The organism is Xanthomonas sp. NCPPB 3569 (genome assembly GCF_041475645.2).
Lineage (GTDB): Bacteria > Pseudomonadota > Gammaproteobacteria > Xanthomonadales > Xanthomonadaceae > Xanthomonas > Xanthomonas phaseoli.
This window is the reverse complement of record NZ_CM192969.1, coordinates 2052402-2071631: the sequence shown is the minus strand read 5'-3', so window position 1 is coordinate 2071631 and position 19230 is coordinate 2052402. Positions and strand designations below refer to the sequence as shown.

Sequence of the window (19230 nt, the reverse complement as noted above, 5' to 3'; positions counted from 1 at the left end):
AGGATGCCGGCTCACTCGCCTGGCTTGGCGCCTTCCACGGGTGCATGCGTGGCGGCGCGACGCGCCAGCACCGTTTCGCGATGGGCGATATAGACGTTGGCGCCGATGATGATGGCCGCACCGATGACGGTGTGGCGTTCGATCGCCTCGCCGAACAGCCACCAACCCAGCAGCGCCACCAACGGCAGCTGCATGAAACTGATCGGCTGCAACGCAGAGACTTCGCCCAGCTTGAGTGCGCGCGTCCAGAACAACTGCCCGGCGGTGCCGAAGATGCCAGTGGCCACCAGCCATACCCAGCCGATGCCCTGCGGCCAGTTCCATTGGAACAGCGCCGGAATCAGCGACATCGGCACCCAGAACACGTAGGTGTAGAACACCACCGTGTCCGAGTCGTCGCTGCGCGAGAGCTGTTTGATCTGGATCGCGACGATGGCGCTGATGACCGCAGCCAACAGCGCAATCAGCAAGCCGGGCGTGAACGTGGACGAGCCTGGTCGCAGGATCACCAGCACGCCGATAAAACCCGCCGCCACCGCCAGCCAGCGCCGCAGCCGGACCTGCTCATGCAGCCATACCACGGCCAGCACGGTGACGAACAGCGGCGTGGAGTAGGAGAGCGAGATGGCCTGCGACAGGGGCAGATGGCCGATCGCCCAAAACCCGCACAGCATCGAGGCCAGGCCGATCAAGGTACGGGCGAAATACTGCGGCAATTGCCGCGTGCGCGGCAGCGGCTTGCCCGGCCGCAGGATCAACGGCAACAACGCCAGCAACCCGAACGCATTGCGGAAAGATGCGATCTCGGTCGTCGCAATCGTGCTCGAGGCCAGGCGGATGGTGATTGCCATCAACCCGAAGGCGAAGGTACTGGTGAGCATCCACAGCGCGGCTCGCCGCGATACCTGCGCTGGCGTCACCAATGCGCCCCGATGATGCGCGGTTCCGGCTCCAGGATCACCGAATAGCGCTCGCGCACCGACTCGGCGATGCGCCGCGCGAAATCCAGTAACTGCGCGCCGGTGGCGGTGCCGTAATTGACCAGCACCAGCGCATGCTCGGGCGACACGCCTGCATCGCCCTCGCGCTTGCCCTTCCAGCCGCATTGCTCGATCAGCCAGGCGGCCGACAATTTGCCCTGGCCGGCATGCTCGCCCGGATACACCGGCATGTCGGCAAAGCTGGCCTGCAACGCGGCAATCTGTTCGCTCGGCAGCAGCGGGTTCTTGAAGAAGCTGCCTGCGTTGCCCAGCACGTCCGGGTCCGGCAACTTGCGGCGACGGATGTTGATCACTGCCTGCGCCACATCGGCCGCGCCCGCCAGTTCGGCGCCCATGCGCGCCAGTTCCTCGCGAATTCCGGCGTAGTCCAGTCGCAGTTCGTGCAGCAGCGGTAGATTGAATTCCACCGCCACGATCAGATAACGCTCGGGCTGCTGCTTGAACACGCTGTCGCGGTAGCCGAACGCGCAGTCGGCCGCATCCAGCCGCACGAACTGCTGGCCATGTCGGTCGAAGGCTTCCACCACGTGGATGAAGTCGCCCACCTGCGCGCCATACGCGCCGATGTTCTGGATCGGGCAGGCGCCCACGGTGCCCGGAATCAACGCCAGGTTTTCCAGCCCCGACAAGCCCTGCTGCAGCGAGTACAGCACCAGCGCATGCCAGTTCACGCCGGCACCGGCGCGCACGATGGCGTGGTCGGCACGGTGCGCGATGATGGAGGTCTCGCGGTTGTCGAAACACAGCACGCAGCCCGGCGGATCGCCGGCCAGCAGGACATTGCTGCCGCTGCCCAGCACCAGCAACGGTTGTCCGGCGATCTCGGGCGCGGCCAATGCCTGCGGCAATGCCTCAGGCGCGTGGACGTTGAGTAACCAGCGCGCGGTGGCCTCCACATGGAAGGTGTTGAGCGCGCGCAGCGGCGCCTGTTCGCTCAGCTGCCAGCCTGTGTGCACGGCATCGCTCATAACGGCGACACCGCACCGCCGCTGGGTGCTTCGCGGCGGCGTCGGATGGCGTTGACGCATTCGCCGATGAGCTGCGGTCCGCGATATACCAACCCGCTGTAGCACTGCACCAGGCTCGCACCGGCTGCCATCTTGGCCACCGCATCGGCACCGGAGTTGATGCCGCCCACGCCAATCAACGGGATCGATTCGGGCAGGCGCGCGCGCAGGCGCCGCAGCACCAACGTGGATTGCCCCAGCAGCGGCGCGCCGGAGAGTCCACCGGCTTCGGCAGCCAGCGGGTGATTGGCCACTAGCGTGCGCGTCACCGTGGTGTTGGTGGCGATCACGCCATCCACCGCCAGGTCGGCCAGCACGCGTGCGGCGGCATCGATGTCGCGGTCGTTGAGGTCCGGCGCCACCTTGACCAGCATCGGCACTCGTTTGCCGTGCTGCGCGCTTAGCGCTTCCTGGGTTTCGCGCAAGTCGGAAATCAGGCGGCGCAGCGATTGTTCCTCCTGCAACTCGCGCAAGCCTGCGGTATTGGGCGAGGAGATGTTGACCGTGATGTAGTCGGCCAGCGGATACACGCGCTCCATGCAGTAACGGTAGTCGCTGGTGGCCTCCTCGTTGGGCGTGTCCTTGTTCTTGCCGATGTTGATGCCGAGCAGGCCTCCCGTGCGGCGTGCGCGCTGCACGTTGGCCACCAGCGCATCCACGCCCAGATTGTTGAAGCCCATGCGGTTGATCACCGCCTGGTATTCCGGCAATCGGAACATGCGTGGCTTGGGGTTGCCTTCCTGCGCACGCGGCGTCACCGTGCCGATCTCGACAAAGCCGAAGCCCAGCGCAAACAACGCATCGATGTGCTCGCCGTTCTTGTCCAGCCCGGCACCCAGCCCCACCGGGTTGGGGAACATCAGGCCGAAGGCCGGGGTGGGCAGCGGCACCGGGCGCCTGGCCAGCAACGCCGTGGTGCCGGTGCGGTAGGCGGTGTCGATGGAACGCAACGCCAGCGCGTGGGCGCGCTCGGCATCCAGGGAAAACAGGAAGGGGCGGGCAAGCGAATACATGCGGGTCAGTTCAATCTCCCGGCGAACACGCGGGTTTGGTATTGGAAGTCGATCAGCCCGTCGTGCGCAGACGCATCGAACAACGTGCGGAGTGCGGCGAGCATCGGGGCATGACGTGGGTCGTGCGCAAGCGGGGCGTACGAGGACGACAGCAGGCGGCCGCGCAAGCTCTCGAAGTCCAGCCGCTGCACATTCGGGAAGCGGGCCATCGCGCGGAAGCCTTCGCCGAACCACGCCTGCATGGTGGCGTCGTCCTGATACCGCTCGGCCACTGCGGAATAGTCGGTGCCGTAATCCAGCAGCAGCTGCTCGTAGCCGCGCAGGAACGCGGTGCTGTCCAGTTCGCGCGAATTCCAGTACACCACCGCCAGCCCGCCGGGTTGCAGGATGCGCGCCCATTCCTCGCGTACCGCGTGCATGTCGAACCAGTGGAATGCTTGTGCCGCAGACACCAAGCCCACGCTGGCATCGGCCAGCCCGGTGGCTTCGGCGGTGCCGTCGATCGCCTGAAACTTTGGAAATTCCGCCAGCCACTGCAGCGCGGCTTCGCGCATGGCCTGGTTGGGCTCCACCGCCGTCACCGCATGCCCGGCTTCCAGAAACAGGCGGCTGGAAATGCCGGTGCCGGCGCCGATGTCGGCCACTGCCGTTGCGGGCGTCACGCCCAGTTCGTCATGCAGCCAGCGCAGCAACTGCGGGGGGTAACTGGGCCGGTAGCGCACATAGGCCGCCACGCGGTCGTTGAAGCGCTGGGCGGAAGAGGGCGTGGCCATGCTCAACTGTTGGCGGCCGCAAGCCAGGCCATTCCGCCGAAGAACAGCAGGAAAAACGCGATTCCCACCACCCAGAGCGCCACCGCCAGCCAGCCCATGATGAGGCCGCCGATGGCCAGGCCGTCGCCATCCAGGCCCTGGGGGTTGCGGCGGATTTCCGCGCGGGCCAGATGCCCGGTAATGATGGCGCAGATGCTGCCCAGGAACGGGATCAGCGTCCAGCCGAGAATGCCCGCAACCAGGCTGACGATCGCCATGGCGCTGGTCTGTCGAACGACAACGTTCATCATGAACTCCTTGAAAGGCGGGCAGCCGAAGGCTGGCGTCGCACGATTATCCCAGAGCTGCCGGGCAAAAGGCGTGCCGTTTGCGGCCAAACGTCGTTGCGGGGCTGGTTTTGCGTGCGCGATGAGCTGAAATCGCCGCGCGTGCGGGTAGGGCGTGGCCATGCCTGTCGAGGCGCGTGCTGCCGGACGCTGGCTGACGGCGTGCCGAACGGGCGCCATGCGGCTCGGCGGGCTCAAGCCGGGCCGGTGCCACGTGGCGCCGGCATTTTACCGTTGGGCGAGCGCTGCGCCCGGTGCAGACGTGGCATGCGCTGCACAGAGCCGGATTGCTGGGCTTCGCCTGCAGCCGCCAATGTTTTCCGGGCGGCACCGCGGCCGCAATAGTGGGAACACCCCGGGGTATGTGCGTCGGCGATGCCGCGCGGACCGCTGCAGCAGGCCCGTTGCGACCGCACGGCGCGCCAAGCATGTGCCCGGCGCGCCATGCGACGTGGATCAAAGATCGAACTTGATGCCCTGCGCCAGCGGCAGCGAATCGGAGTAGTTGATGGTATTGGTCTGACGACGCATATACACCTTCCACGCATCCGAGCCGGATTCGCGCCCGCCGCCGGTTTCCTTCTCGCCGCCGAACGCACCGCCGATTTCCGCACCCGAGGTGCCGATATTGACGTTGGCGATGCCGCAATCGCTGCCTGCCGCCGACAGGAACTTCTCGGCGGCCTTGAGGTTCTGGGTGAAGATCGACGACGACAGGCCCTGCGGCACGCCATTCTGCAGCTCGATCGCTTCATCCAGCGTGCTGTACTTCATCACGTACAGGATCGGCGCGAAGGTCTCGTGCTGCACCACCGCGTCGCTGTTCTGCAGCCCCGTGACAATGGCCGGCAGCACGAAGTTACCCGGGCGATCGATCGCCGTGCCGCCCACTTCGACGGTGCCGCCGGCCGCCTTGGCCTTGGCGATCGAGTCGAGGAACTGCGCAACGGCACCCTGGCTGTTGAGTGGGCCCATCAGGTTTGCCGGGTCGGTGGGGTCGCCGATCTTGCTGTCGAGCTGCTTGTACGCCTTGACCAGCGTGGCCAGCACGGTGTCATAGATGGAGGCGTGCACGATCAGGCGGCGCGTGGTGGTGCAGCGCTGCCCGGCGGTGCCGACCGCACCGAACACGATGCCGGGGATGGCCAGCTTCAGGTCGGCGGTTTCGTCAAGGATGATGGCGTTGTTGCCGCCCAGTTCCAGCAGGCAGCGGCCCAGGCGACGGGCGACCTTCTCTGCCACCACGCGGCCGATCTGGGTCGAACCGGTGAAGCTGATCAACGGCACGCGGGTGTCTTCGACCAGCTTTTCCGACAGCGCCGTGCCGGCATCGTTGATCAGGAAGAAGATGTCCGGGAAGCCGGCACCCTTGAGTGCCGCGTTGCAGATCTTCATCGTCGCGATCGCGGTCAGCGGCGTCTTGTTGGACGGCTTCCAGATGCAGACATCGCCGCAAATTGCCGCCAGAAACGCATTCCACGCCCACACCGCCACCGGGAAGTTGAACGCGCTGATGATGCCCACCAGGCCCAAAGGCTGGTACTGCTCGTACATGCGGTGGCCGGGGCGCTCCGAATGCATGGTGTAGCCATAGAGCATGCGGCTCTGGCCCACGGCAAAGTCGGCGATGTCGATCATCTCCTGCACTTCGCCGTCGCCTTCGGGCTTGCTCTTGCCCATTTCCAGCGCCACCAGCGACCCGAGCGCATCCTTGTGCGCGCGCAGCGCCTCGCCGCACAGACGCACCGCCTCGCCGCGACGCGGCGCCGGCGTGGTCCGCCAAACCTTGAAGGCGGCCTGCGCGCGCTGGACGATCAGCTCGTAGTCTTCCGGCGTGGTCGCCTGCACCTCGGCGATCACCGCGTTGGTGGTCGGATTGAGCGGCTGCAGCACCCCGGCGCCGGTGGCCTGCGACCAGGTCGCCTCGCCAAGATAGGTACCGGAATTGGACGCAGCGAGGTCGAGCGCCTTGAGCAGGTCAGCGGACATGGGATCTCCTGGAAACGGTGACGGTCGCGGTAGCAGAGCCACCCGCAACTCGGTAGGCGGCGATTTTAGCAGGCTCCGCCGGCCACCTACCGGCTTGGCAATCGCAACGATCGTGCGACAATGCCGCCTTGGCCCCGTAGCTCAGCTGGATAGAGCGTCCCCCTCCTAAGGGGAAGGTCGCCCGTTCGAATCGGGCCGGGGTCACCAGCAAGCAATTGCCGAGCGCGAACACGCATCGGCGGATTTGGCCTATAGGCAGGTATCCATGGAACTGGACATCCTGGATACCAGTGCGATTGCGAATTCGTGCCCTGGCTCGTCTCCCGCTTCGGCCTGCCTGAATGCTTATGGTTTTCGAGTTGGGCAGATTTGCCTGCATTCGGGCATTGCCTGTCTGAGAAGACGGCTCAGCGTGTCTGGAATCCTCACTGGAGCGCACTAAGGAAACTCTGAACAATCCATCGTGATCTGCCACAATCGATCAACGACCCGAGTAGACGATTTCGATGCAGCTGACCTTCGGCGACGCGGAGTACAACGGCAAGCGCAAGCGGACGCGGCGTGAGGTGTTCTTGGCCGAGATGGACCAGGTCGTGCCGTGGAAGGACCTGCTGGCGCTGATCGAGCCGCACTACCCGAAGTCGGGGCAGCCGGGGCGACAGCCGTATCGGCTGGAGACCATGCTGCGCATCCACTTTTTGCAGCAGTGGTATGCACTGAGCGATCCATCGGCGGAAGAAGCGCTGTACGACACGGTGTCGATGCGCCGTTTCGCCAAGATCGGCGGGCTGGATGAGGTGCCGGACGAGACGACGATTCTCAACTTCCGCCATCTGTTGGAGCAGCACGATTTGGCGCGCAAGCTGTTCAATCGGGTCAACGCGCACCTGTCGCGCAAGGGGCAGAGCTTGCGCGGCGGGACGATCGTGGACGCCACGATCATCGCTGCGCCCAGCTCGACCAAGAACAAGGATGGCGAGCGCGATCCGGAGATGCACCAAACCAAGAAGGGCAACCAGTACTACTTCGGGATGAAGGCGCACATCGGGGTGGACGATGACTCCGGGCTGGTGCACCACGTGGAGTGCACGGCGGCCAACGTGGCCGATATCACACAAGCGCACAAGCTGCTGCACGGCAAGGAGGACACGCTGTGCGCGGACAGCGGCTACACCGGGCTTGAGAAACGCGAGGAGATGAAGCGCAAGCGCAAACTGCGCTACCTGATCGCGGAGAAGCCCTCGAAGCTGAAGCAGATTAAGAACAAGCGCGAACTGAAGTTGGCCAAGCGCTGGGAGCACACAAAAGCCAGCCTGCGTGCAAAGGTGGAACACCCGTTTCGGGTGATCAAGCGCCAGTTTGGCTACGTCAAGGTGCGCTATCGCGGTTTGGCGAAGAACACCGCACAGATGCTGATGCTGTTTGCGCTGTCGAATCTGTGGCTGAAGCGCAAAGAGTTCATTACCGCCGCGGGGTAGGTGCGCCCGTAATCGGGACGATACCCCGAAAAAGCGCCAAAAACGGCGAAAAACCGAGGATCTGAGCGCGGTCACCGCGACCGATATGGCTTACCACATCCTCCGATCGCGTTGTTCAGACCTTCCCTAGAGAGCATTGATAACTCGCCACAAATCTCATGACGCACCGTCTTTCAAAAAAATCGCAATGGTTCGGCCTTATCGGCTGGCTGGCGCTGTGCTACGCAATCGCCGGGCTGGGCGCGGCGGCATCGATCCAGGCGGCCAGTTTTTACGCGGAGTTACAGCGTCCTGTCTGGGCACCACCGGGGTGGTTGTTCGGGCCGGTGTGGACGGTGCTGTACGGAATGATGGCGGTGTCAGTCTGGTTGGTGTGGCGCCGTGGCGGCTGGACTAAGGCGCGGTTGGCATTGACTCTGTTCGTGGTGCAGCTGGCGCTCAACGGGCTGTGGAGCTGGTTGTTCTTCGCATGGCACATGGGAGCCTGGGCGTTTGCCGACATCGTGGCGCTGTGGCTGGTGCTGGCGGCCACGACCGCGGCGTTCGCGAAGAGGCAAGCGCTGGCGGCATGGTTGCTGGTGCCGTATCTGGCATGGGTAAGCTTTGCGACGGCGCTTAATTTCTCGGTCTGGCAACTCAATCCTCAGGTGCTCGGCTGATCCTGTGGTGTGACACAGGCAGTTGGTTGGATCTGCCTAGTTTGCTGGCTTGGAACACAGGACGACGCTCATCACGAGTGGTGCGACGAAAATCCGTTTTGGGACGCAATAGGTCGGCAGCGCCAAAGGGGCAGGTTGTTCAAGGGGCATGACGGCCTCCGAGCCGCCTCGGATGTCCGTGCTGACCAGACAGGTGCACACGCGTGGATGGGCGCCAACCGTGGGTGGGCACCAACGATGCGAGCTGAAGCTTTCCCCCTGGGCGGCGCTGACAGGTGTGCCAAAGCTGCGCACGGCGATCCGTCAAGGTCGCCGTAACAGTTTCCATGGCAATCAATTACTTGCGAGCGCGGCGGCTAAATCCCTGAGCGGCAAGGTTTTCTGTTCCGTGCGCCCAACGCATGCGCCTGCCCATTCACGCAATGCTTGACAGGTCTCGGCCAGGTGATGTCTTTTGCATGCATGGGTAACGCCTCCGCCACCGTTTCGCCTTCCTGCCGGCCGCTGTTGCGGGCCGGTGCGGGCGTGGCCGGCATTACCACCATCATTACTACCGCCACCATTCGCCCGGTGCGGCCCGTCGTCTTCGCGTAACTTCCGAAAACAACGGCCCCGCACCCGGATCAGGATGCGGGGGTTTCCCTCTCTCATCCGATACGGACGGGGCCTCCCCCAACGAGGTCTGTCGATGTCATCGCCCGCTGTTTCGTTTGAACCCGCTGCTGTCCTTGCGTCCTCTGCGCGCACTGTCGTGCACAAATTCGGCGGCACCTCGGTGGCCGATGCCGACCGGTATCGGCATGTGGCGCAGTTGCTGCTTGCCCGCGACGAGGCGGTGCAGGTCACCGTGGTCTCGGCAATGAAAGGCGTCACCGATGCCTTGATCGAACTGGCCGAACTGGCGGCGAAAAATCCTTCCGAATGGCGCGAGCGCTGGCACGAAACCCGCGCGCGCCATCGCGGTGCGGCGGTGGCCTTGCTCGGTGAGCATTCCGGGCCGACGGTGGAGTGGCTGGACGAACGTTTCGAACACCTGTCGCAGATCCTTGGTGCACTGGCGGTGATCGGCGAATTGCCGCGCGAGGTGCTCGACCGCGTGCAGGGCCTGGGCGAGGTGTATTCGGCGCAGTTGCTGGGCGATCACTTTCGCGCCATCGGCGAAGACTGCGCGGTGCTGGACGCGCGCGATGTGCTGGTGGTCAATCGCGGCGAACTCGGTGTGGATGTGGATTGGGAGGCGAGTGCGCAGCGCCTGGCAACCTGGCGGCAGGCGCATCCGCAAACGCGTGTGGTGGTCACCGGCTTCGTGGCGCGCGACCGCGCCGACCGCATCACCACGCTTGGGCGCAATGGCAGCGACTATTCCGGTGCGATCTTCGCGGCGCTATTCAATGCGGACGAGCTGCATATCTGGACCGATGTGGATGGTGTGCTGTCGGCCGACCCGCGCGTGGTGCCAGAAGCGGTGCAACTGGAAACGCTGAGCTACGATGAGGCCTGCGAGCTGGCGTATTTTGGCGCCAAGGTGGTGCATCCGCAAACGATGTCGCCGGCGATCGAACGCGGCTTGCCGATCATCATCCGCAATACCTTCCAGCCCGAACACCCGGGCACGCGCATCACCGCCAGCAGCGCGGTGAGCGGGCCGATCAAGGGGCTGACGCTCAGTCCGGATCTTGCCGTCCTCAACTTGGAAGGCACCGGCCTGATCGGCGTGCCGGGTACGGCCGAGCGCGTGTTTGCGGCGCTGCGCACCGCGCAGGTGTCGGTGGTGATGATCTCGCAAGGGTCGTCGGAACATTCGATCTGCTGCGTGGTCAAGCAGCACGAGTCCGAGCGTGCGCGCAATGCGTTGTTGCAGGCGTTCGCGCATGAACTCACGGTCGGCCAGGTGCAGCGCGTGCAACTGACCACCGGCATCAGCGTGCTGGCGGCGGTGGGCGATGGCATGGCCGGGCAGCCGGGCGTGGCTGCGCGCTTGTTCGAATCGCTGGGGCGAGCCCAGGTCAATATCCTGGCAATTGCGCAGGGCTCTTCCGAACGCAATATCTCGGTGGCCATCGATGCAGCGCATGCGACCAAGGCGTTGCGCGCGGCGCATGCCGGTTTCTGGTTGTCGCCGCAAACCTTTTCGGTGGGCGTGATCGGGCCGGGCAATGTGGGTGCGGCGTTGCTGGATCAACTGCGCATCGCGCAACCGCAGTTGCTGGGCAAGGCCAATCTGGATCTGCGCCTGCGTGCGGTGGTCTCGCGCGGTCGCATGCTGCTGGACGAGCGTGGCCTGGTCGGCGATTGGCGCGATGCATTTGCATCGGCGTCCGCGCCCACCGATCTGGAGCGCTTCACCACGCATCTGCTGTCTGCGCACCTGCCGCATGCGGTGATCATCGATTGCAGTGGCAGCGCTGAAGTGGCCGACCGTTATGCGGGTTGGCTGGCCGCTGGCATCCATGTGGTGACGCCGAACAAGCAGGCAGGGTCCGGCCCGCTGGCGCGTTATGAGGCGATCCGCGCAGCGGCCGATGCCAGCGGTGCGCGCTTCCGTTATGAAGCCACCGTGGGCGCCGGTTTGCCGGTGATCACTACGCTGCGCGACCTGGTCGATACCGGCGATACGGTGACATCGATCGAAGGGATCTTCTCCGGCACGCTCGCCTGGCTGTTCAATAAATACGACGGCAGCGTGCCGTTCGCCGAACTGGTGACGCAGGCGCGTGGCATGGGCTATACCGAACCGGACCCGCGCGACGATCTGTCCGGTGTGGACGTGGCGCGCAAGTTGGTGATCCTGGCGCGCGAAGCGGGGCGCGCGATCAGCCTGGAAGACGTGCAGGTTGAAAGCCTGGTGCCGGAAGCGCTGCGCCAGGCCAGCGTGGACGATTTCATGGCGCGGCTTTCCGAAGTGGATGCGGTGTTCGCGCAGCGTCTGGCCGACGCGCGTGCGCGCGGCAACGTGCTGCGCTATGTGGCGCAGCTGCCGCCGGACCGTGCGCCCAGCGTGGGCCTGGTGGAATTGCCCGCAGATCACGCCTTCGCCAATCTGCGCCTCACCGACAACGTGGTGCAGTTCACCACGCGTCGCTACTGCGAGAATCCGTTGGTGGTGCAGGGCCCGGGCGCGGGGCCGGAAGTGACCGCGGCAGGCGTGTTCGCCGATCTGCTGCGCGTGGCGGCGGGCGAGGGCGCGCGACTATGAGCCATACAGGCGTGTCCTCGCTGCGCGAGGCGCGAGCGTTCGCTCCGGCCTCGGTGGCCAACGTGGCGGTCGGGTTCGATCTGCTCGGTTATGCGCTGGAAGGAATCGGCGATACGGTGGCCGTGCGCCGTATCGATGCGCCGCACGTGCGCATCGCCGCGATCCGTGGGACCGCCGTCGCGCTCCCGCTGGAGGCCGAACGCAATACCGCTGGCGCGGCATTGATTGCGCTGCGCACTTCATTGGCGTTGCCGTTCGGCTTCGAGTTGGAGATCGACAAGGGGATTGCGCTCAGTTCCGGCATGGGCGGGTCTGCGGCATCGTGCGTGGCGGCGCTGGTGGCGGCCAATGCGCTGTTGGATGTCCCGCTGTCGCGCGATCAGCTCTATCTGCATGCGCTCGATGGCGAGGCGGTGGCCAGCGGCAGCCGGCATGGCGACAACCTTGGTCCGATGTTGCTGGGCGGTCTGGTGCTGTCCACGTTGGAGCGCATGGTGCCGGTGCCGGTACCCTCGGCGTGGCATAGCCTGGTGGTGCATCCGGATGCGGTGCTGGAAACGCGCCGTGCGCGTGCTGCTCTGGCTGGCGACTATCGTCTCGATGAATTCGTCGCGCAGAGCGGCAATCTTGCCCTGGTGTTGGCGGGCTGCCACGCCGGCGACGAATCGCTGGTGCGCGCAGGCTTGCGCGATGTGCTGATCGAGCCGCGGCGTGCGCCGTTGATCTGCGGCTTCGACGCAGCCAAAGCCGCCGCGTTGGCTGCGGGAGCGATGGGTGCGGGCATTTCCGGAGCTGGCCCCAGTGTGTTTGCCTGGTTCGCCACGCGCGCGGCAGCCGAGGCAGCCGCAGTGCCTGTACAGGCGGCGTTCGCCAATGCCGGCTTCGGCAGCCAGAGTTGGGTGTCTGCGCTGAACTGCCCGGGCGCCAGGCTGCTGTAGCGCGCGCCGGACCAGTCGGGGGCGCACCGCGTTTGCGGCGTGTGGTTCCGGCAATGCCGTCCGCACGGCAACGTGATCGAGCGCGCGTTCTGCACGCAAGGGACCTGAGTTGACCAGTGCATGCAGACCCTACGCTGGCGCCGTTGCATGCGTGCGGCAGCTGCGCATGCCGATGATCTGTGACCCGGACATCGCTTTGAATTGCGAGTCCACTGCACTGTGCGCACAGACATTTGCGCGCTTCGTTTCCACATAGCAGCGTTCGTTTCTACCTTCTGGCATTTTGCGGTCGCCGCTAGCATCCATGCCCATGGGCATTGCGATCGATCGGCAGGCAAAGCTGTGTCACCTGCGGCGGACAGGGGCTTACATCCCGACGCAGGGCGACATCATGACGTGCGCGCCTTGAGATGCCATGTGGAGTGTTCGGTGTCCCGACCGCCCGGTCGAGACGGTAAATCCGCTTCTGACCTGACGAGTGAATTGTTCATGGCTCGATTGGACTGGCCGAGCGTGCTCGGCCCAGTGGTGGTTGCGACCGGTTTGTGCTTCGTGGCGACATCGGCGTTTGCTTCCTGCGCGGATCTGCTGAAATTGTCGGTGCCGTCGACGACGATCAGCACGGCCGACGATGTGCCTGCAGGCGATTTCACCGCGCCCGATGGCACCGTTGTCAAAGGATTGCCGGCGTTCTGCCGCGTGGTCGGCGTTGCGCGGCCAAACAGCGATTCGGAGATCGGTTTCGAAGTCTGGATCCCTTCTTCCGGCTGGAACGTGAAATATCTCCAGGTCGGTACGGTGGTGTTTGCCGGCACGATCCAATACAACTCGCTAGGTTTCGCCTTGCGCCGTGGCTACGCCACCGCCACCACCGATGGTGGTCATCGTGCGACGGTCGGCGATGCAAGTTTCGCGCTCAACCACCCCCAGAAAATCATCGATTGGGGATACCGGGCGCTGATCAAGACGGTCGTCGACAGCAAGCAAATCGTGACTGCGTATACGCAGAGCGCACCGCGCTATTCCTACTTTTTTGGCTCCTTCAACGGTGGCCGCGATGCGCTGATGGCCGTGCAGCGCTACCCGAATGCGTTCGATGGCGTGATTGCCGATGCGCCTTCCGCCGACTGGACCCACAACGCATTTTCCTGGCTGTGGTCCGAAGATGCCGAGTTCGGCAATCCGGCGGCCACCATCACGATGGCCAAGCTGCCGGCGATCCAGGCCGCGGCACTTGCCCAATGCGATGCCAAGGATCTGACCGCAGACGGGGTGGTCAACGATCCGCGTCTGTGCCGCTTCGATCCCAGCGTGCTGCTGTGCGCTGCCGCCGAAACCGACAGTTGCCTGACTGCAGACCAGATCATGGCACTGGACTCGATTCTGAGCGGTCCGGTCAATCCGCGGACCGGACAGCGCATTTACTATGGGTTCGAGCCGTTCGCCGTCGCCTTGCCGACCTTCTGGGACCGCTGGGTCACCGGCAACGCCACGATACCGGGCGGTGGGCATGCGCTGCTGGCAAATCAGTTCTTCGCCAACATGGTGTTCAACACCGCTAGCGCCTCGTTCGACCATACCAAGGTCAACTTCGACAGCGATGTCGCCCTCACCAACCGTACCTCCATCGCCGGTCAGCGGCTGGCCCACGTAATCAACGCAACGTCGCCGGATCTGAGCCGGTTACGTGCGCGCAACGGCAAGCTTCTGCTGTATATCGGCTGGGAAGATCCCGTGGTGCCGCCGCGCGGAATGATCGCCTATTACGAATCGGTCGTTGCAAAGCTGCGTGCTGGCAGCACATCTGCAATCAGCGACGACCAAGCATTGCAGCAGACGCAGCAGTTCTTCCGCCTGTTCATGGTGCCCGGAATGGGCCATTTCACCGGTGGCCCGGGCGCGACAGCGTTTGGCGCGCTGTATGGCGCACCCGGGTTGGCGGTCGATAGCCAGCACGATGTGTTGTCGGCGATGGAAGCCTGGGTCGAGCAGGGCGTCGCGCCCGATCGCATCATCGCCGCCAAATACGTCAACGACGACCAAACCCAAGGCGTGTTGCGTACGCGCCCGCTGTGCAGCTATCCGCAATCGGCGCAGTGGACTGGCCAGGGCGATTCCAACCAGGAGCAGAACTTCGTGTGTCTCGATGGTCCCCGTGGCGCGTATCCCGACAGCGCAGAGGCTGGACAGTCGCGCTGAGCAGACCGATCTGTTCGTCGCTTCCATGGCGCGCGCATGGTCGAGCATGCGCGTAGTCGAGCACGTCGATCAGACGTGCAGGCAGAAGATCTGCACTGGTTAGGCTGCGCATTGCGCCTGCGCTGGCGTCCCCACTCCTGCTGTCTTGCAGGCGTCGAGCTGCCGCACTGCAGCGGTAGCTCGCGCTGGTTGTGTGGCTGCACAGGCGGATCAGGCGCGCAGGAAGTTTAGAAGGGCCTGGCCGCAGCGGATCGTTCGCTCACTGGCGCCAGATGCCGATGCGCGTCTCATCGCGAAGCGATGCGTCGCAAGTACGGCGCGTATGCGCTCGTCATCTGGTAACGTTTGGGGTCGAACGCGCGCGGATGGCGCCGCTGCGAAGATGCGCGTGGCGGCAGACGGAACCCGATGGCGGGCGTCGGTCGATCGGGCACGCGGCGCATGCCGGACCGGCTGCTGCGCTTGCTGAGTCGAGCCGTGCCAGCCCTTAGAGAAGATGAGTCAGAACAAGTGATGTGTGGATCGAGTCATTGTCGTCCTGGATCGACGACGCACCGAGCACAGTGGCGTCGTCCGGGCTGTACGGGTCGCCTCGTCGTGCATGCGATTCCCGCGTGATGCCATCCGGTCGCTGCGCGTCGGGCGTTGTTGCTCGACAGTACACTGCCGCGGCACGGCGCCTGCGACGTGGTGTGGGCGCAGGGCTGTGCGATGCCCGGCATGTTGCACTGCACGCGCCGCGCGGCTCAGCCAACCATGACCTCGCTGATCTGCATCACCGGGGTCAGGTCGGTGTAGTTGGCGATGTCGCCCAGAATCTCGCCTGCATGCGGGCCGAAGCTGGCATTGAAGCTCTCCACCGAGTCGCAAAAGATGTGGCACATCCCGACGAATGCCGGTGGGCTGCCGGCGTCGCCGCCGCTGATGCCCTTGTCCACGGTGTATTTCAAACAGGCCGCGCCCATGCGCGCGCTCACCAGCGGCATGTGCTGGTCGCGGTAGTAGGCGTGATCGAAGCGGGCGCCGTCGCGGTACGGGTACATCACACTGACCTTGATCATCTGCCGACTCCACGGAAAGGTGCGCGCAGCATAGCCCCGTGCCATCGACCGTGCGCAACCCTCCGGCCGAACGCCGGCGCAACGCAATGCCCGGCTACGTCACACGTGGCACCCCTTGTCATGGGCAACGCCCAGTCTTCGCTTTATCTGGAGTCATGCTGATGTTTATCTCCACCCGTGGCGGTGCCCCCGCCGCAAGCCTGAGCCAGGCCATTGCCGCCGGGCTGGCGCCCGATGGCGGCCTCTACGTGCCGCAGACCTTGCCACCTGCCCGTACGCTGGTTGCGGACGCCGGCCTGGCCGACACTGCCACTGCGCTGTTGCAGCCATTCTTCGAGGGCGACGCACTGGCGGCAGAACTGCCTGCCATCTGTGCCGAAGCCTTCGATTTCCCGGCGCCGTTGGTGGCGCTGGGGACGCCTGGCGATTACGCACTGGAGCTGTTTCACGGCCCCACGGCCGCGTTCAAGGATTTCGGTGCGCGCTTCCTGGCCGCCTGCCTGACCCGCCTGCGCCGGGCCGAAGACCGCCCGCTCACCATCCTGGTCGCCACCTCCGGCGACACCGGTGCGGCGGTGGCCGCCGCCTTCCATCGCCGGCCCTGCCTGCGCGTAGTGGTGCTGTATCCGGACGGCCGCGTCTCGCCACGGCAGGCGCATCAATTGGGGTGTTTCGGCGACAACATCCAGGCCCTGCGCGTGGCCGGCTCGTTCGACGACTGCCAGGCCATGGTCAAGCAGGCATTGAACGATGCCGCGTTGCAGACGCAGGTGCCGCTGAGTTCGGCAAACAGCATCAGCCTGGGCCGGTTGCTGCCGCAGATGAGTTACTACGCGCATGCCGCCCTGCAGCACCATGCAGCGTCGGGCACCGTGCTCAATCTGGTCGTGCCCACCGGCAACCTGGGCAACGCGCTGGCGGCGATCATCGCGCGCGCGCTCGGGGTGCCATTGGGCCGCATCGCGCTGGCGTCCAACGCCAATCACGTGTTGCCGGACTATTTCGCGGGCGATGCCTACGCACCGCAGCCCAGCGTGGCCACGCTGGCCAATGCGATGGACGTGGGTGCGCCGAGCAATTTCGAGCGGCTGCGTTGGCTCTACAAGGGCGACGATGCCGCCCTGCGCGAGGAATTCCGGGCCTTGTCGGTGGACGATGCGACGATTCGCAACACCGTGCAGCAGCGCTTCGCGCGCTACGGCGAGGTGCATTGCCCGCATACCGCCACCGCGGTGCATGTGCTCGAACAACTGCGTGCCGAAGGCGCGGAGGGCGGCGTTGGCGACTGGGCGGTAGCGGCCACCGCGCACCCGGCCAAGTTCGAGGGCGTGGTGGAGCCGTTGATCGGCCGTGCGGTGGAGGTTCCACCGGCGCTGGCGGCGCTGCTGCAGCGCCCAGCGCATGCCGAAGCACTCGCGCCGGACTATGCAGCCCTTCGGCAGCGCTTGCTTGCCGATGCCGTCTGACCCAACGCGTTCAGCCAGCGGGGTTGGAAAGCGGGCTGTATGCGGCTATTTCTAGACGGGTGCGGCCCCGTTGTGGCGCCGCGTCCGCTGTGGGTTGTTGCATGTCTGATCGAATGATCGCCGTTGTCGCTGTCTTGTGCGGGTGGGCAGCGGCAGGTGCGGCCAGCGCGGCCGATGCATTGGCTGCATCGCCGGTGCCGCCGCTGGGTGCCCCGCGTGTGGGCCTGGTCGAGGCGCTGGCGCGCCAGGCGCCATCGCTGGACCGCCAGGTGCTGGCGCTGGCCACCGAGGCGCTGCAATGCGCCCGCCAGCGCCAGCAGGTGGGTGCCGAACGGGTGCTCAGCGTCATCGACTACAGCCGCCCCTCGACCGAGCGTCGGCTCTGGGTGTTCGATCTGGACAAGCAGCGCCTGTTGTTTCGCGAATGGGTCGCGCACGGACGCAATACCGGCGAGAACCTGGCGGCAAAGTTCTCCAATGACGATGGCAGCTTCCAGTCCAGCCTGGGCGCCTTCACCGCGCAGGAGTCGTACACCGGCCACAACGGCTACTCGTTGCGGCTCAAGGGTCTGGAACCGGGATTCAACGATCATGCACGCGACCGTGCCATCGTGATCCACGGCGCGCCCTATGTCAGCGAAGCCATCATCCGCAGCCAGGGCCGGCTCGGCCGCAGCCTGGGCTGCCCGGCGGTGCGGCCAGCGGTGGCCAAGCAGTTGATCGATACCTTGCGCGACGGTGCGTTCGTGTTCGCCTACTACCCGGACCGGGCCTGGCTGCGCCAATCGCGGCTGCTCAGCCGTGGCTGTGGCGGCGCGGCAGCGCGTGCGGTGGCCGGGCGCTGAGTGATCGCGGGCGAGCGCCTGCGGTCCGCTTGCGCTCGGCGTGGAGCGTGGCGCCGCGTTCGAATTGGTCGGTAAGTCGCTGCGCGGGCTGTCAGCACGCGCACGGCTTGCATCACCTTGGAACAGCCAACCGCAGCGAGCGTCGTCTCGGGTGGGCGCGGCCGCTGCCGGGTGGGGCATCTAGCAGTCATCCACTGCAGTTCCTGGCGCCATCTATACTTGCCCGCACACTGCTCGCCGCCTCTTCTTGAGCCGTCTTGGAGGGCGGCGCCGCGCGACACCGACACAGAGGCGTGCGCAGTCATGCGTGATGGTGGCCGTTCGAGTCCGGATCGACGGCTTGGGCGCGGCCCACGTCGCGTCAATCGATCCAACCGATCGCACGGGTAAGCGCGCCGACCTCAAGCGCCCCCACCAGCCTCACACCGTATCGCCGGCCAGACGGCGTAGTGCGGCGTAATCTACGATCTGCACCACCTGCAGTTGCGGCAGCGCGATCAGCTGCTGCTGCCGCAGCTTGGTGAAGGTGCGGCTCACCGTTTCCACGGTCAGCCCCAGATGGTCGGCAATATCGCTGCGGCTCATCGGCAGCGCCACGGTGTCGCCGCTGGCGCCTGGCTGGGTGGAGCGGGCGGCCAGCCGCAGCAGGAAATGCGCCAGCCGTTCGCTGGGTTGCAGGCGTGCCAGCAGCAGGCCGGTGTCTTGCGCGGCGGCCAGCTCCATGCTGGCGCGTTGCAGCAGCTTGCGTTCCAGCTGCGGGTAGCGCTCGCGTAGTTGGCGCATCTGCGCCATCGGCGTGCGGCACACGCGGCTGTCGACGATGGCTTCGATATCGTGGCGGTGCTGCGCGGTTTCGGTGAGCCCGACGTAGTCGCCGGGCAGCACGAAGCCGGTGATCTGGCGGCGCCCGTCGGCCAGCGTACGCACCATGCGCAACGCGCCGGAGGTCACGGTATAGACGTTGTGCCGGGTCTCGCCCGCACGCACCAGGGTGCTGCCGGGCGCATAGGCCGTTGCATGGGTGACCTGGTCCAGCGCGTCCATCTCCTGCGCCGACAGCGCCGCACAGATGGCCCGGCCGCGCACGGCGCAAAGGGCGCAATCTGAATTGGGCGTACCGCTGGCGGATGCCGTGCTGGGCGCCGGGCAGGTCGCGCTGGGGTCGGAAAGCTGCCGGTACATGGGCCACGCACTGCTGGGACGCATTGAATGATACGCCATGCGGTCGGCGCGGCCGCCCAGCCGGTAGAATTGTGCGTTCGCCACATTGTCCTGCAGG

16 protein-coding genes and 1 tRNA gene are annotated in these 19230 nt (G+C 65.5%); 8 read left to right on the top strand and 9 right to left on the bottom strand.

What is annotated here, in order from left to right:
* Nucleotides 1-11: 11 nt before the first annotated feature.
* The 6 genes from ACCQ03_RS08900 to amaB form a co-directional block, all read right to left on the bottom strand.
* The gene (locus tag ACCQ03_RS08900; RefSeq protein WP_209227744.1) at nucleotides 12-923 is read right to left on the bottom strand and encodes a DMT family transporter; all 912 of its coding nucleotides are present in this window, start codon (nucleotides 921-923) and stop codon (nucleotides 12-14) included.
* A complete protein-coding gene (murB, locus tag ACCQ03_RS08895) occupies nucleotides 917-1969 on the bottom strand; it encodes a UDP-N-acetylmuramate dehydrogenase (RefSeq protein ID WP_057677506.1) in 1053 nt (350 codons plus the stop codon). The genes ACCQ03_RS08900 and murB overlap by 7 nt, the downstream gene beginning before the upstream one ends.
* The gene (locus ACCQ03_RS08890; RefSeq protein WP_005923429.1) at nucleotides 1966-3021 is read right to left on the bottom strand and encodes a quinone-dependent dihydroorotate dehydrogenase; all 1056 of its coding nucleotides are present in this window, start codon (nucleotides 3019-3021) and stop codon (nucleotides 1966-1968) included. Before ACCQ03_RS08890 ends, murB begins: the two co-directional genes overlap by 4 nt.
* A 5-nt stretch (nucleotides 3022-3026) precedes the next feature.
* On the bottom strand, nucleotides 3027-3794 hold the full coding sequence (locus tag ACCQ03_RS08885; RefSeq protein WP_057677507.1) for a class I SAM-dependent methyltransferase: 768 nt from the start codon (nucleotides 3792-3794) through the stop codon (nucleotides 3027-3029).
* 2 nt (nucleotides 3795-3796) lie between these two features.
* Nucleotides 3797-4081: a DUF4190 domain-containing protein gene (locus ACCQ03_RS08880; protein WP_011347158.1), complete on the bottom strand. Its 285-nt coding sequence runs from the start codon at nucleotides 4079-4081 to the stop codon at nucleotides 3797-3799.
* A 495-nt stretch (nucleotides 4082-4576) separates the two neighbouring features.
* Nucleotides 4577-6109: an L-piperidine-6-carboxylate dehydrogenase gene (gene amaB, locus ACCQ03_RS08875; protein WP_057677508.1), complete on the bottom strand. Its 1533-nt coding sequence runs from the start codon at nucleotides 6107-6109 to the stop codon at nucleotides 4577-4579.
* A 130-nt stretch (nucleotides 6110-6239) separates the two neighbouring features.
* On the opposite strand from amaB, the gene ACCQ03_RS08870 reads away from it, so the two are divergent.
* The 5 genes from ACCQ03_RS08870 (at nucleotide 6240) to ACCQ03_RS08850 (ending at nucleotide 12380) form a co-directional block, all read left to right on the top strand.
* Nucleotides 6240-6316, top strand: a tRNA-Arg gene (locus ACCQ03_RS08870).
* A gap of 299 nt (nucleotides 6317-6615) precedes the next feature.
* A complete protein-coding gene (locus tag ACCQ03_RS08865) occupies nucleotides 6616-7587 on the top strand; it encodes an IS5 family transposase (protein ID WP_150147813.1) in 972 nt (323 codons plus the stop codon).
* 158 nt (nucleotides 7588-7745) lie between these two features.
* Nucleotides 7746-8246 (top strand): TspO/MBR family protein, encoded by a 501-nt coding sequence (locus tag ACCQ03_RS08860; protein WP_057677588.1) that lies wholly within the window; start codon nucleotides 7746-7748, stop codon nucleotides 8244-8246.
* Nucleotides 8247-8934: 688 nt separating this feature from the next.
* Nucleotides 8935-11442 (top strand): bifunctional aspartate kinase/homoserine dehydrogenase I, encoded by a 2508-nt coding sequence (gene thrA / locus ACCQ03_RS08855; RefSeq protein WP_057677587.1) that lies wholly within the window; start codon nucleotides 8935-8937, stop codon nucleotides 11440-11442.
* Nucleotides 11439-12380 (top strand): homoserine kinase, encoded by a 942-nt coding sequence (locus tag ACCQ03_RS08850; protein WP_057677586.1) that lies wholly within the window; start codon nucleotides 11439-11441, stop codon nucleotides 12378-12380. Before thrA ends, ACCQ03_RS08850 begins: the two co-directional genes overlap by 4 nt.
* Before the next feature lie 129 nt (nucleotides 12381-12509).
* On the opposite strand, the gene ACCQ03_RS08845 is transcribed toward ACCQ03_RS08850, so the two are convergent.
* On the bottom strand, nucleotides 12510-12698 hold the full coding sequence (locus ACCQ03_RS08845; RefSeq protein ID WP_244664232.1) for a hypothetical protein: 189 nt from the start codon (nucleotides 12696-12698) through the stop codon (nucleotides 12510-12512).
* A 225-nt stretch (nucleotides 12699-12923) separates the two neighbouring features.
* Between ACCQ03_RS08845 and ACCQ03_RS08840 the strand changes: the two genes are divergently transcribed.
* Nucleotides 12924-14579, top strand: coding sequence for a tannase/feruloyl esterase family alpha/beta hydrolase (locus tag ACCQ03_RS08840; RefSeq protein WP_209227932.1), 1656 nt, complete (start codon nucleotides 12924-12926; stop codon nucleotides 14577-14579).
* Between the two features lie 746 nt (nucleotides 14580-15325).
* Here ACCQ03_RS08840 and ACCQ03_RS08835 read toward each other — a convergent pair.
* Nucleotides 15326-15640, bottom strand: a complete 315-nt coding sequence (locus ACCQ03_RS08835) for an EthD family reductase (RefSeq protein ID WP_057677590.1) — start codon at nucleotides 15638-15640, stop codon at nucleotides 15326-15328.
* A gap of 155 nt (nucleotides 15641-15795) precedes the next feature.
* On the opposite strand from ACCQ03_RS08835, the gene thrC reads away from it, so the two are divergent.
* Both thrC and ACCQ03_RS08825 read left to right on the top strand, forming a co-directional pair.
* Nucleotides 15796-17106, top strand: coding sequence for a threonine synthase (gene thrC, locus ACCQ03_RS08830; protein WP_170922380.1), 1311 nt, complete (start codon nucleotides 15796-15798; stop codon nucleotides 17104-17106).
* 101 nt (nucleotides 17107-17207) lie between these two features.
* Entirely contained in the window at nucleotides 17208-17951 is a 744-nt protein-coding gene (locus ACCQ03_RS08825; RefSeq protein ID WP_057687125.1) for a murein L,D-transpeptidase catalytic domain family protein, read from the top strand.
* Between the two features lie 420 nt (nucleotides 17952-18371).
* On the opposite strand, the gene ACCQ03_RS08820 is transcribed toward ACCQ03_RS08825, so the two are convergent.
* The gene (locus ACCQ03_RS08820) at nucleotides 18372-19037 is read right to left on the bottom strand and encodes a Crp/Fnr family transcriptional regulator (RefSeq protein ID WP_170922381.1); all 666 of its coding nucleotides are present in this window, start codon (nucleotides 19035-19037) and stop codon (nucleotides 18372-18374) included.
* Nucleotides 19038-19230 lie beyond the last annotated feature (193 nt).